General features: G+C 68.3%; 13 protein-coding genes and 1 pseudogene. 4 read left to right on the forward strand and 10 right to left on the reverse strand.

Features of this window, described 5'->3' with window-relative positions; genetic code table 11:
* Nucleotides 1-4 precede the first annotated feature (4 nt).
* Entirely contained in the window at nucleotides 5-1,855 is a 1,851-nt protein-coding gene (glmS, locus tag LXX_RS09820; RefSeq protein ID WP_011186698.1) for a glutamine--fructose-6-phosphate transaminase (isomerizing), read from the reverse strand.
* Between the two features lie 43 nt (nucleotides 1,856-1,898).
* Here glmS and coaA point away from each other — a divergent pair, with 43 nt between their 5' ends.
* The 3 genes from coaA (at nucleotide 1,899) to LXX_RS09835 (ending at nucleotide 3,674) form a co-directional block, all read left to right on the forward strand.
* Complete coding sequence (gene coaA / locus LXX_RS09825) at nucleotides 1,899-2,867, forward strand: type I pantothenate kinase (RefSeq protein WP_011186699.1); 969 nt, start codon at nucleotides 1,899-1,901, stop codon at nucleotides 2,865-2,867.
* A gap of 77 nt (nucleotides 2,868-2,944) precedes the next feature.
* The gene (locus LXX_RS09830) at nucleotides 2,945-3,295 is read left to right on the forward strand and encodes a helix-turn-helix domain-containing protein (RefSeq protein ID WP_011186700.1); all 351 of its coding nucleotides are present in this window, start codon (nucleotides 2,945-2,947) and stop codon (nucleotides 3,293-3,295) included.
* A gap of 52 nt (nucleotides 3,296-3,347) precedes the next feature.
* Nucleotides 3,348-3,674 carry a helix-turn-helix domain-containing protein gene (locus LXX_RS09835; RefSeq protein ID WP_011186701.1) on the forward strand — a complete coding sequence of 109 codons (327 nt, stop codon included), beginning with the start codon at nucleotides 3,348-3,350 and terminating at the stop codon, nucleotides 3,672-3,674.
* A gap of 362 nt (nucleotides 3,675-4,036) precedes the next feature.
* Here the strand turns inward: LXX_RS09835 and glmM are convergent, their stop codons facing one another.
* The 4 genes from glmM to truA all read right to left on the reverse strand — a co-directional run bounded on the left by glmM (nucleotide 4,037) and on the right by truA (nucleotide 7,677).
* Nucleotides 4,037-5,398, reverse strand: a complete 1,362-nt coding sequence (gene glmM / locus LXX_RS09840) for a phosphoglucosamine mutase (protein WP_011186702.1) — start codon at nucleotides 5,396-5,398, stop codon at nucleotides 4,037-4,039.
* Nucleotides 5,399-5,425: 27 nt separating this feature from the next.
* Nucleotides 5,426-5,932 carry a 30S ribosomal protein S9 gene (gene rpsI / locus LXX_RS09845; RefSeq protein ID WP_011186703.1) on the reverse strand — a complete coding sequence of 169 codons (507 nt, stop codon included), beginning with the start codon at nucleotides 5,930-5,932 and terminating at the stop codon, nucleotides 5,426-5,428.
* A gap of 50 nt (nucleotides 5,933-5,982) precedes the next feature.
* Nucleotides 5,983-6,429: a 50S ribosomal protein L13 gene (rplM, locus tag LXX_RS09850; RefSeq protein WP_011186704.1), complete on the reverse strand. Its 447-nt coding sequence runs from the start codon at nucleotides 6,427-6,429 to the stop codon at nucleotides 5,983-5,985.
* Between the two features lie 381 nt (nucleotides 6,430-6,810).
* Nucleotides 6,811-7,677 carry a tRNA pseudouridine(38-40) synthase TruA gene (gene truA, locus LXX_RS09855; protein WP_011186705.1) on the reverse strand — a complete coding sequence of 289 codons (867 nt, stop codon included), beginning with the start codon at nucleotides 7,675-7,677 and terminating at the stop codon, nucleotides 6,811-6,813.
* 139 nt (nucleotides 7,678-7,816) lie between these two features.
* On the opposite strand from truA, the gene LXX_RS09860 reads away from it, so the two are divergent.
* Nucleotides 7,817-9,706, forward strand: a complete 1,890-nt coding sequence (locus LXX_RS09860; protein ID WP_081423207.1) for an acyltransferase family protein — start codon at nucleotides 7,817-7,819, stop codon at nucleotides 9,704-9,706.
* A gap of 13 nt (nucleotides 9,707-9,719) precedes the next feature.
* Here the strand turns inward: LXX_RS09860 and LXX_RS09865 are convergent, their stop codons facing one another.
* The 5 genes and pseudogenes from LXX_RS09865 to rpsM all read right to left on the reverse strand — a co-directional run bounded on the left by LXX_RS09865 (nucleotide 9,720) and on the right by rpsM (nucleotide 12,630).
* A complete protein-coding gene (locus LXX_RS09865) occupies nucleotides 9,720-9,944 on the reverse strand; it encodes a hypothetical protein (protein WP_041767717.1) in 225 nt (74 codons plus the stop codon).
* Between the two features lie 173 nt (nucleotides 9,945-10,117).
* Nucleotides 10,118-10,664, reverse strand: a pseudogene (gene rplQ, locus LXX_RS09870) (50S ribosomal protein L17).
* Between the two features lie 52 nt (nucleotides 10,665-10,716).
* Entirely contained in the window at nucleotides 10,717-11,715 is a 999-nt protein-coding gene (locus tag LXX_RS09875; protein ID WP_041767718.1) for a DNA-directed RNA polymerase subunit alpha, read from the reverse strand.
* Between the two features lie 112 nt (nucleotides 11,716-11,827).
* Complete coding sequence (rpsK, locus tag LXX_RS09880) at nucleotides 11,828-12,226, reverse strand: 30S ribosomal protein S11 (RefSeq protein ID WP_011186710.1); 399 nt, start codon at nucleotides 12,224-12,226, stop codon at nucleotides 11,828-11,830.
* 29 nt (nucleotides 12,227-12,255) lie between these two features.
* On the reverse strand, nucleotides 12,256-12,630 hold the full coding sequence (gene rpsM / locus LXX_RS09885) for a 30S ribosomal protein S13 (RefSeq protein ID WP_011186711.1): 375 nt from the start codon (nucleotides 12,628-12,630) through the stop codon (nucleotides 12,256-12,258).
* Nucleotides 12,631-12,642: the final 12 nt, after the last annotated feature.

Consider the following 12,642-nt stretch of genomic DNA (forward strand, 5'->3'; position numbering starts at 1 on the left):
GCGGCTACTCGACCGTGACCGATTTGGCCAGGTTGCGCGGCTGGTCGACGTCGAGACCTTTGGCGACGGCGAGCTCCATGGCGAAGATCTGCAGCGGGATGACGCTCAGCAGCGGCTCGAACAGCGGGGCGGCGAGCGGAATGCGGATGACCTCGTCGGCGAAGGGCAGCACGGCGGCGTCCCCCGCCTCGGCGATCGCGATGACGCGGGCGCCGCGGGCACGGATCTCCTGGATGTTCGAGACGACTTTCTTGTGCAGCTCGTCCGACCAGCGCGGCGAGGGCACGACGACGAACACCGGCTGACCGGGCTCGATCAGCGCGATCGGGCCGTGCTTCAGCTCGCCTGCCGCAAAGCCCTCGGCATGGATGTACGCGAGCTCTTTGAGCTTGAGCGCCCCCTCCAGCGCGATCGGGTAGCCGACGTGGCGGCCGAGGAAGAGCACCGAGCGGGTGTCGGACATCCAGTGCGCGAGCTGGGCGATCGTGTCCTTCGACTCCAGCACGGCCCTGATCTTCTCCGGCACGGCGAAGAGCTCTGCCACCGCGTCGCGCTGCTGCGCGGCGCTCAGCGTGCCGCGTACGCGCGCAAGCGAGAGGCCGAACAGATACAGCGCGGCGATCTGCCCGACGAAAGCTTTGGTCGAGGCGACGGCGACCTCCGGACCGGCATGCGTGTAGAGCGCCGCGTCCGACTCGCGCGGGATGGTCGCGCCCTGGGTGTTGCAGACCGAGATCGCCTTGGCCCCGGCCTCGCGAGCGTACTTGACGGCCATCAGTGTGTCCATCGTCTCGCCCGACTGGCTGATCGAGACGATCAGCGTTCCGCCGGAGATGACCGGTTCGCGGTAGCGGAACTCGTGGCTGAGCTCGACGGTGACCGGGACGCGCGCCCATTTCTCGATGGCGTAGCTGCCCACCAGTCCCGCGTAGGCGGCGGTGCCGCAGGCCACGATAGTGATCTGGTCGATGCCGAGGAAGAACTCATCGCCCAGAGCGTCCAGTTCCGGGATGTGAACGGCGCCATCGGCCGCACGGCCGCGCAGGGTGTTGGCGACGGCATCCGGCTCCTCGGCGATCTCCTTGGCCATGAACGACGGCCAGCCGCCCTTCTCCGCCGCGGTCGCGTCCCACGCCACGTCGAACGGCTCGACCTCGACCGGAGCGCCGGCGAAGTCGGTGACCGTCACCTGCTCCGGCGTGATGGTCACGATCTGGTCCTGGCCGATCGCGAGCGCCCGCTGCGTGTGCTCCACGAACGCGGCCACATCGGAGCCGAGAAAGTTCTCCCCCTCGCCGAGACCGATGACCAGTGGCGAGTTGCGGCGAGCGCCCACGACGACGTGCGGCTGGTCCTGGTGCAGCGCGAGCAGGGTGAAGGCGCCCTCCAGCCGCGAAACGACGCGCTGGAACGCCTCGCTGAGGCTGCCGGCGGCACGGTACTCGCGGCCGAGCAGCACGGCCGCGACCTCCGTGTCGGTCTCCGACTCGAAGGTGAATTCCTCGGCGAGCAGTTCGTCCCTGAGCGTCGCGAAGTTCTCGATGATGCCATTGTGGATGACGGCCAGACGGCCGTCATCGCCGAGGTGCGGATGCGCGTTGCAGTCCGTGGGCCCGCCGTGCGTCGCCCAGCGGGTGTGGCCGATACCGGTTCCACCGTCGGGGATGGGGTGCTGCTGAAGCTCATCGGTGAGCACGTCCAGCTTGCCGGCTCTCTTCGCCGTGGCGAGGCTGCCGTCAGGTGCGATCACGGCGATGCCGGCGGAGTCGTAACCGCGGTACTCCAGCCGCTTCAGCCCACCGAGCAGCACCTCGAGGCTCTTGTCCGTGCCGACGTATCCCACGATTCCACACATGGGCCCGATTCTAACCAGGGGCAGACCGTAGACTTGCTTTTTGATGGCTGAGAACGGCGCCGCTCGCGGCGGAACGAGTGCCGGCGGCGACTCGAGCACCCCTTTCGTGGAGCTGGGCCGCGCGGATTGGGCAGAACTCGCCCAGAGCGCCCGGCTCCCCCTCCAGGAAGCTGAGATCGTGCAGTTGCGCGGTCTCGGCGATCCCCTGGACATGCGCGAGGTGGGAGAGGTCTACCTCCCGCTCAGCCGGCTGCTCAACCTCTATGTGGGCGGCACCCGTCAGCTCCACCGGGTCACCAGCGACTTCCTCGGCGAGCGAGCGCAGGCGACCCCGTTCGTGATCGGCGTCGCCGGCTCCGTCGCGGTCGGCAAGTCGACGATCGCCCGTCTGCTGCGCGAGCTGCTGTCGCGCTGGGACGACACTCCGCGCGTCGAGCTGGTCACCACCGACGGCTTCCTCCTGCCGAACGCCGAGCTGGAACGCCGTGGCCTGATGCGGCGCAAGGGATTCCCGGAGTCCTACGACCGCCGCGCCCTGCTACGGTTCGTCACCGCCGTCAAGAGCGGAGCGCGGGAGGTCCGCGCACCGTTCTACTCGCATCTGAGCTACGACATCGTGCCCGGCGCCGAGATCGTCGTCCGGCAGCCCGATGTCCTCATCGTCGAGGGGCTCACCGTGCTGCAGCCCGCGGGCGGCGGCACCCGGCTCGCGGTGAGCGATCTGTTCGACTTCAGCGTCTACGTGGACGCGCGGACCCGGGACATCGCCCACTGGTACCAGGAGCGGTTTCTCACCTTGCAGCGCGGCGCGTTCGCCAACCCGAAGTCCTACTTCCATCGTTACGCCTCGCTCACCGAGGAGGAGGCGCGGGCACGGGCGGCAGCCATCTGGGCGGACATCAACGAACCGAACCTCACACAGAACATCCGGCCGACGCGTTCGCGGGCGAAGCTCGTGTTGCGGAAGGACGCCGATCACACCGTCTCCTCCGTTCTGCTGCGAAAGATTTAGGCATAAAAGCCTCAGGCCGAAAGGCATGATTAACTAAAACTCTGGCATATTTGGCATGTATCGCGTATTCATGAGGCATGGGTACTCCTCGCTCGCATGCCGCCGAGCTCTTCGGGCAGCGCATCCGTCAAGCCCGCCTCGCCATCGGCATGAGCCAGGAGGACATCGCGAACCTCGCCGCGATGCACGTGACCAACTATGGGCGGGTCGAGCGCGGCGAGGCGAACTCAGAACTGCACACGATCGTCCGTCTCGCGACCGCCCTCGATGTCGACCCCGCGGGACTCGTGCAGGGCCTCTATGGAGACGGGATGCTACCCGACCGCGAGCACGCCTACTCCGTGACCGATTTCCTCGAAGCGCGGGAGGCCGCCGAGCGAGACGATCAAGGCGACGCCCAGGAAGAGCCTGAAGACCCCAGCTCCTGAAGCCCCGGGTCGTTGCGCTCTGGCCCGGCAAGTCTGTGCCCAGAAAGCTAGAATGATGACTGCTCCACGCTCCGAGGCCGCTCGTCTTCTCGGCTCACGACTGCGTGTACACCGCGTGGCGCTCGGAATCTCCCAGCAAGACGCCGCAGCGCTCTGCGAGGTCGATCTGGCGAACTACGGCCGTCTGGAGCGTGGCGACGCCAACCCCACACTCGAAACAATCGTGCATGTCTGCGCCACCCTGCAGATCGACCCGGCCGAGCTCCTCGCCGGTCTCGCCCCGGTCAAACGGGAGCCGAAACGCCGCAAATACACGGTCGGGGAATTCCTCCGCGAGAAGGAGAGGGCGCGCGGGACGCAACGCTCCAGCGCAGACTAGCCGGAGGAGGGCAAAAGGCACTGTCAGCGGAGCATTCGCGTGCGTCCCAGACTTCTCTATCCGGCCCCGCCCGTGCGACTCAGCCCACGGGCAAGTCGAGGTGCCGGAAGAAGAACCGAGTGGCCTCCGAAGGCGTCGAAGAGACCGAGAGGCGGGCACGTCCGAGGATGCGCTCGTCGCTCTGGTCGACGCTGACGGCGCCACCGGGCTGTCCCGGCCAGAATCAAAGGGACCGGTTCAGAGAGCGATGCCGATGGGGGCCGTCCGCAGAATGCCGGGGATCTGATCGAGGACGAACCGGCGCTCATCGAGTCCGTCGAGTCGTCGCCGGGAGGCGACGCGCATGGCGATTCTGGAAAGAACTAGCCCGCGAGCCGCTCGCGCACCACATCCGCGAGTTCGTTCGCCATCCGCACGGCGGTTTCCTGATCGGCCGCCTCCACCATAACCCGCACCAGCGGCTCCGTTCCCGACGGGCGCAGCAGCACCCGGCCGCTGTCGCCGAGCGCCGCCTCCACGGCTTCGACGGCCGACCGCAGCAACTCGTCGCTGTGGACCGAGTGGTGATCGACCCCCCGCACATTGACCATCACCTGCGGGTACACCGTCATCGCCTGTGCGAGCTCGGCGAGGGTCTTGCGCTGGCGTGCCATCTCGCTGAGCAGGTGCAGGCCGGTGAGGATGCCGTCACCCGTGGTGGCGAAATCGCTCATGATGACGTGGCCAGACTGCTCGCCGCCGAGCGAGTAGCCGTGCCCGTTCATCTCCTCCAGGACGTAGCGGTCTCCGACAGCGGTCTCGACCACCCGGACACCGGCCTCGCGCATGGCGAGTTTGAGCCCGAGGTTGCTCATCACCGTCGCGACGAGCGTGTCGTCTCTGAGCTTGCCGCGCTCCTTCATGCCGAGAGCGAGGATAGCCATGATCTGATCGCCATCGACGGTGCGGCCACTGGCGTCGATCGCCAGGCAGCGATCGGCGTCGCCGTCGTGCGCGATACCGACATCGGCGCCGGCCGCCAGCACGGCCTCCGCCAGCCTGTCGAGGTGCGTCGAGCCGACGCCGTCGTTGATGTTCATACCGTCCGGCGCGTCGCCGATGACGGTCACCCGGGCGCCGGCATCAGTGAACACCTCCGGCGAGATTCCCGCGGCGGCTCCGTGCGCGCAGTCGAGGACGACGTGGATGCCGTCCAGGCGGTGCGGCAGACTCGCCAGGAGGTGCAAGACATAGCGGTCTTCGGCATCCGCGAAACACTGGATGCGCCCGACCTCGGCGCCGGTCGGCGTGAGCTTCTCCAGGTGAAGGTGCTCCTCGATCCTGTCCTCCACGACATCGGGGAGCTTGGTGCCGCCGCGGGCGAAGATCTTGATGCCGTTGTCGGGAGCGGGGTTGTGCGAAGCCGAGACCATCACACCGAAGTCGGCGTCGAAATCCGCGATGAGGAACGCCGCGGCGGGGGTCGGAATGACACCGGCGTCATAGACGTCGATGCCCGAGCTGGCCAGTCCGGCCGCGACGGCGGCCGACAGGAACTCGCCGGAGACACGCGGGTCGCGGGCGACGATGGCCAGCGGGCGCTTGCCCACAGCGCGGCGTGCCTCGGCGCTGCGGCCTCGCGTCAGGACAGCGGCGGCTGCCTGGGCGAGGCCGAGCGCGAGGTCGGCAGTGAGCGTACCGTTCGCGAGTCCGCGGACTCCGTCGGTTCCGAAAAGACGGGGCATAAACCGAAGCCTAAACGCTGTGAAGCGTCAACGCTTGGAGAACTGCGATGCCTTGCGGGCCTTCTTGAGACCGGCTTTCTTACGCTCGGTGACGCGGGCGTCGCGGGTGAGGAAGCCAGCTTTCTTCAGGGTCGGCCGGTTGTTCTCGCGGTCGATCTCGTTGAGGGCCCGGGCGATGGCGAGGCGGAGCGCCCCGGCCTGGCCCGAGGGGCCGCCGCCGGTAATGCGCGCGATCACATCGTACGAACCAACGAGGTCGAGGACCTTGAAGGGGTCGGTGATCAGCTGCTGGTGCAGCTTGTTCGGAAAGTAGTCCGCGAACGCACGGCCGTTGACCGTGACGGCGCCAGCGCCGGGGACCAGGCGCACGCGCGCGATGGCCTCCTTGCGGCGGCCGACGGCCGCGCCGGGAACGGAGAGGACGGGACGGGGAGCGGCCGGGGCGGCGCTCTCCGGGGTCTCGGTCGAGTAGGACTCGACGTTCTCAACACTGTCGGCCTGGGCCGAGTCGATGCTGTCTGCGATCTTCGCCACGATGATGATAATCCTTTTTTCTTAGTCAGTCGTGAAGGTCGTGGGATCGCCTACTGGGCGACCTGGCCGAGGGCGTAGGCCTTGGGCTGCTGGGCGGCGTGCGGGTGCTCGCTTCCGGTGTAGACTTTCAGCTTGCGGAACTGGGCCCGGCCGATGGAGTTCTTCGGCAGCATCCCGCGCACAGCCTTCTCGACGGCGCGAACCGGATTCTTCTCGAGGAGCTCGGCGTAGGTGACGGCCTTGAGCCCACCCGGGTAGCCGGAGTGGCGGTAGGCCTTCTTCTGCGCGACCTTCTGGCCGGTGAAGGCAACCTTGTCCGCGTTGACGATGATGACGAAGTCGCCCGTGTCCATGTGGGGGGCGAAGGTCGCCTTGTGCTTGCCGCGCAGGAGGGCGGCGGTGTGGCTGGCGAGACGGCCGAGCACGACATTGGTCGCGTCGATGACGACCCAGTCGCGCTGGATCTCGTCTGCCTTCGGGGAGTAAGTGCGCGTCACAGTAGTGGCTGCTTTCTTGTGTCGAACGGAGAAGTTCGTGAATCCCACTCCGATGGGGGGTTCCTCTCCCGAGGGGAGGAGAACCGAAGCCGGTGGAGGGCTCACGTTCGCGGCGCCCGTCACAGTGAGACGTAGACGCCAAAAGTTAATTGTATGCGACACGCCCGGGACGGTCAAACCGGAGGGAGACGGAGTCGTTCCTTCTCGCCGCGCGCGGGCTCGGCGACGCCGACATCGCCAGCACGGCGTTCAGCTCCGAGGCGACGGCGAAGAGTCGCCTGCGCAGTATCCTGGCCACGCTCGGGCTGAGCACGCGCGCGCAGGTCGTGGCGTTCGCCCACGAGCACGGCCTGGTGCGCCGAGGCTTCCCCGCGTGTGCCCTCAAAGCGTGCGCAGCCCGCGGGTCTGCTCGGCTCGTCTGCCGAGCTCGGCATCCACGGGGTAGCCGACCTCCCGCAGCGTCAGGCCGCGCGCAGGCATCACCTTGAAGGCGCTCGTGCGCTGCCGTTCGTCCCGCAGGGTCACGAGATCCCCGGGCCGGAGCTTGCCCTCGCCGACCTCGACGCACGCGCCGACCAGCGCGCGGACCATGCTGTGACAGAACGCGTCGGCGGCCACCTCGCCGAGCAGAACCCCCTCCGCGTCGCGGCGCCAGGAGAAGGCCTGAAGCGTGCGGATGGTCGTCGCGCCCTCGCGCGCTTTGCAGTAGCTCGCGAAGTCGTGGAGACCCAGCATCCCGTGGGCCCCCCGATCCATCGCGTCGACGTCGAGCGTGTTCGGCACCCAGGCGGTGCGGTGCCGCTGAAGAGGGTCACGCAGAGCGATCCGGTCGGCCACGCGGTACTCGTAACGGCGCCAGAGGGCGGAGAAGCGCGCGTCGAAGCCGGCCGGCGCCTCGGTCGCACGGGAGACGAGGACATCCGGGACCGGGCCGAGCACGCCATTCACGCGCCGCTTCAGCGCATCGTGCGCGAGCTGCGGCTCCCGTTTGCCGTGCGGCCTGCGCAGGAGCGCGACCTGCTCGGGCGAGAGGTCCACGTGCGCGACCTGGCCGGTGGCGTGGACTCCGGCGTCTGTGCGCCCGGCGACGGTCAGCGACGGCGGTTCGCCCGAGCAACGGAAGATCGTCGCCAGAGCCTCCTCCAGCGTCCCCTGCACGGTCCGCAGATCCGGCTGCCGGGCCCAGCCCGCGAAGTCGGTGCCCTGGTAGGCGATGTCGAGCCGGAATCGCGTCGCCTGGTCGGTCATCCCTCGATTCTAGGGAATCGGGATGCCACCGCCCACGAGCGCTTGCTATCGTGGGCGCTTCCACACCCATCGACCCCCCACCCTGATGCCTGATATGACCTTCCAGCCGACCGTCGACGCCCACCCCGGACGAGCATCGATGCCCTCGCCCGCCCCGGCCCGCTATGCCGGGCTCGACGGCCTGCGTGCGATCGCGGTGACCACGGTGCTGATCTACCATCTGTTCCCCGGTGTGCTCCCGGGCGGGTTCCTCGGGGTCGACATCTTCTTCGTGATCAGCGGCTTCCTCATCACGAGCCTCCTGGTCCGCGAGCGGTCGGCCACCGGGCGGATCGACCTGAAGCGGTTCTGGACGCGCCGGGCGCGCCGCCTCGTCCCGGCGATGGTCCTCCTCGTCCTGGTCTGCTCCACCGCAGCGCTCGCGCTCGGCGGCGACGTGCTGGTCGGCCTCCCCCGCCAAATCCTGGGAGCCACCACCTTCAGCACCAACTGGCTCTCGATCGCCGCGGACTCCAGCTATTTCGCGCAGGGGGCGCCCGAGCTCTTCCGCAACCTCTGGTCGCTCGCCGTGGAGGAGCAATTCTATCTGGTCTGGCCCCTGATCCTGCTCGCGCTCGTGCTCATCCGCAGCTGGGGCGTCCGCTTCGCCCTCATCCTCGCCATCGCCGCAGCTTCCGCAATCGAGATGGTCGTGCTCTACAGTCCCGGCGCAGACCCGACGCGCGTGTACTTCGGCTCCGACACCCACAGCTTCGGCCTGGCCCTGGGCGCGGCCCTCGCGCTGCTGGCAGCCCCCGGCCGCCCGGTCGACCTGGACGCCGGCGAGAGCACCCTCCAGGTCTTCGTCCGGCGCTGGCTCCCGCCCCTCGGCGTGCTGTCGGTCCTCGGGCTGCTCGCCGCCGCGGCGGTCCTCCGCGACGACGCGCCGATCACCTACCGCGGCGGCCTCGCACTCGTGAGCCTCCTCAGCGCGCTGGCGATCTGGGCGGCCATCGCACCGGGATCCGGGCTCGGCCGCATCCTGGACTCGCGGCCCCTGAAGGCGATCGGCGAACGGTCCTACGGTCTCTATCTGTGGCACTGGCCGGTATTCGTGCTGGTGTGCGCTCTCCTCCCGGACAAGCACGACCCGGTCATGGCCGTCGTCGCCGGTGCTGGCACGCTCGCGTGCTCGGTGGCCGCCGCTCTGCTCTCCCACCGCTACCTCGAACAGCCCATCCGCCGGCACGGGATGCGCAGAACGCTGCGCATCGTCCGGCTCCGGATGCGGCGATCCTCCCCCGGTCGCTGGGCGGCGTGGGCGGGCACGAGCACGGCGGGCCTCCTCGCCGTCGCCACCGTGGTCGCGATGCTCGTCGCGCCGACCGCGACGGGAGCCGAGCGGTACATCCAGCAGGGCGCGGCCGCCCTGCGCACCTCTCCTCCCCCGACCACCACCTCGCCGGGCGGCGGGGCCCCGCACCTCCGCGTGCCACCAGACCCGCATCCCGTCGCCACCGGCGCCGACATCTCGGCCTTCGGAGACTCGGTGATGCTCGCCTCCGCGCCCGCCCTCCAAGAGGCGCTCCCCGGCATCCTCGTCGACGCCGTTGTCTCCCGGCAGATGAGCACGGCGCCGGCCCTCATCGCCGCTGCGGACGCGGCAGGCGCCCTCCGGAAGGTCGTCGTCATCGGGCTCGGCACCAACGGCTCCATCTCCGACGAGACCCTCGAGCACACGCTGGCGGAGCTGGGACCGAAGCGGCAGCTCGTCCTCGTCACCGTGCAGGCCCCGCGCACGTGGACCGACGACGTCAACGCCGCCCTCCACGACTTCGCGGCACGGCATCCGGACCGGGTCACTCTCGCGGACTGGAAGACCGCCATCAGCGGACGGCTCGACCTCCTCGCCGATGACCAGATCCACCCCGGGATGAGTGGCGGGCGCATCTACGCGGAGGCCCTGCACAACGCGCTGCTCACGCTCGCCGAGCACTCGACCGTGCGAGTGGCCAACGCGTGGGACCGGGCCGGCCCGCGCCCGCAGTAGACGATCGCCGCGGTCAGTGCTCGATCGCGAACGCGGTCTCGCGACCCGTCTCCCGGAACCCCCTCCCGGAACACAGCCCGAGCGCACCGGTCGGGTTCCCGGCGTCCACATCCAGTGTCACGCACTGCCAGCCCTTCTCGCGGCACGCCGTGACCACCGCGCCAAGCAGCGCCGGGGCAATGCGCTTGACGTCGAGCGACGCATCCACGTCGCCCCGGGTCAGCAGCCTCCACTCCACGCTGAGGGGATGCTTCGGGACGTGGCTCGGCGGTGACCCGGTCGCGCAACGGCGTCAGTTCGTGGTGGTCCGGCACCCCGGCAGCCTCTTCAGGACGAGCGCTTAACCGAGCGCTTAACGGGGAACGTCCCGCACCCCAGAGGGATGCGGGGGACGTTCGAACCGGAAGAAGATCAGGCCTTCTCGGCCTCCGCCTCGGCGGTGGTCTCCTCGGTCGCCTCGGCGTCGCCGGTGGCGTCCTCAATCGGCCTCGGCCTCGGCAGTCTCCTCCGAAGCGGGCTCGTCGGGGGTCTCCTCGACCGGCGCCTTGGACTTCGGGGCGGCCTTGGCGGTCGACTTGGCCGGCTTCGCCTTCGGGGTCACCGGCTCGAGTACGAGCTCGATCTGCGCCATCGGGGCGTTGTCGCCCTTACGGAAACCCAGCTTGGTGATGCGAGTGTAGCCGCCCTCACGCTCGGCGAGCAGCGGCGCGATCTCGGTGAAGAGCTCGTGGACCACGGTCTTGTCGCCGATGACGGCGAGAACGCGACGGCGGGCGTGCAGGTCGCCGCGCTTCGCGAACGTGATGAGACGCTCGGCGTAGGGACGCAGCCGCTTGGCCTTGGTCTCAGTGGTCTTGATGCTCTTGTGCGCGAACAGCGCGGCGGCCAGGTTGGCGAGCATGAGACGCTCGTGCGCGGGTCCACCCCCGAGGCGGGGGCCCTTGGTGGGCTGAGGCATGATCGGTTATCTCCAGTGTTGAAAGTCGTGGGCTCGTCGAGACGACGAGACCTCAGATGGTGGTGGACTCGTCCTCGTCGTACCCGCTGTAGAAGTGGGCGCCGTCGAAGCCGGGGACGGAGTCTTTGAGCGAGAGCCCCATCTCCGTCAGTTTGTCCTTGACCTCATCCACCGACTTCTGGCCGAAGTTGCGGATGTTCATGAGCTGCGTCTCCGAGAGCGAGACGAGTTCGCTGACGGTGTTGATGCCCTCGCGCTTGAGGCAGTTGTACGACCGGACCGACAGGTCAAGGTCCTCGATCGGCATCGACAGCTCGGAGCTGAGGACCTGGTCGACCGGCGCCGGGCCGATCTCGATGCCCTCGGCCGCGCTGTTGAGCTCGCGGGCCAATCCGAACAGCTCGACCAGCGTGCGGCCAGCGGACGCGATGGCGTCGCGCGGGCTGATCGCCGGTTTGGTCTCGACGTCGACCACGAGGCGGTCGAAGTCGGTGCGCTCGCCCGCACGGGTGGCCTCGACGCGGTAGGTGACCTTCAGAACCGGCGAGTAGATCGAGTCGATCGGGATCTGGCCCGCCTCGCTGTACTCGTTGCGGTTCTGCTGGGCCGAGACGTAGCCGCGGCCGCGCTCGATGGTCAGCTCGACCTCGAACTTCGCCTTGTCGTTGAGGGTCGCAATGACCAGCTCGGGGTTGTGGATCTCCACACCCGCCGGAGCGGAGATGTCCGCCGCGGTGACCTGGCCCGCGCCGGTCTTGCGCAGGTAAGCCGTGATCGGCTCGTCGTGCTCGCTGGAGACGACGAGACCCTTGATGTTCAGGATGATCTCGGTCACGTCCTCCTTGACACCCGGAACGGTGCTGAACTCGTGCAGCACACCGTCGATGCGGATGCTGGTCACAGCCGCGCCGGGAATGGAGGAGAGGAGAGTGCGGCGCAGGGAGTTGCCGAGCGTGTAACCGAAGCCCGGCTCGAGCGGCTCGATGACGAACCGCGACCGGAACTCCGAGATGTTCTCTTCGGTGAGCGTAGGACGCTGTGCAATGAGCACTTTTGTTTTCCTTTCGGCTAAGTGTCCGCTATATGACACTCGCATCGGGCGCGAGGGGGTGACGCGGCGAAGCCGTGTCACCCCCTCGCTTGCTCGAAAATTTACACAGGATTTAGACGCGGCGACGCTTCGGCGGGCGACAGCCGTTGTGCGCCTGCGGAGTGACGTCGTTGATCGAGCCCACCTCGAGGCCGGCGGCCTGGAGGGAGCGGATCGCCGTCTCACGACCCGAGCCCGGGCCCTTCACGAAGACGTCGACCTTTTTCATGCCGTGCTCCTGCGCCTGGCGGGCGGCCGACTCGGCCGCCAGCTGCGCGGCGTACGGAGTCGACTTGCGAGAGCCCTTGAACCCGACGCCGCCGGAGGAGGCCCAGCTGAGGACCGCACCAGTGGTGTCGGTGATCGAGACGATCGTGTTGTTGAACGTGCTCTTGATGTGGGCCTGGCCCACAGCGATGTTCTTCTTTTCTTTCTTGCGCGGCTTGCGAGCGGCCGACTTGGGTGCTGCCATTTTCTTATCTCCTTGAGTCCGTAGTCGGCCTAACGAGCCTTCTTCTTACCGGCGACGGTCCGCTTCGGGCCCTTTCTGGTGCGCGCGTTCGTCTTGGTTCGCTGGCCGCGGACCGGAAGGCCCTTGCGGTGGCGAATTCCTTCGTAGCTGCCGATCTCGACCTTGCGGCGGATGTCGGCGGCGACCTCGCGGCGGAGGTCGCCCTCAACCTTGAAGTTTCCTTCGATGTAGTCGCGGAGCGAGACGAGCTGCTCGTCCGTGAGGTCCTTGACGCGGATCTCGCCCGAGATCTCGGTCTCGCGAAGGGTCTGCAGCGCACGGGTGCGCCCGACGCCATAGATGTAGGTGAGTGCGACCTCCACGCGCTTCTCGCGCGGGATGTCGACGCCTGCTAGACGTGCCATGTTTGGCTTCTC

This window comes from Leifsonia xyli subsp. xyli str. CTCB07 (assembly GCF_000007665.1).
Lineage (GTDB): Bacteria > Actinomycetota > Actinomycetes > Actinomycetales > Microbacteriaceae > Leifsonia > Leifsonia xyli_C.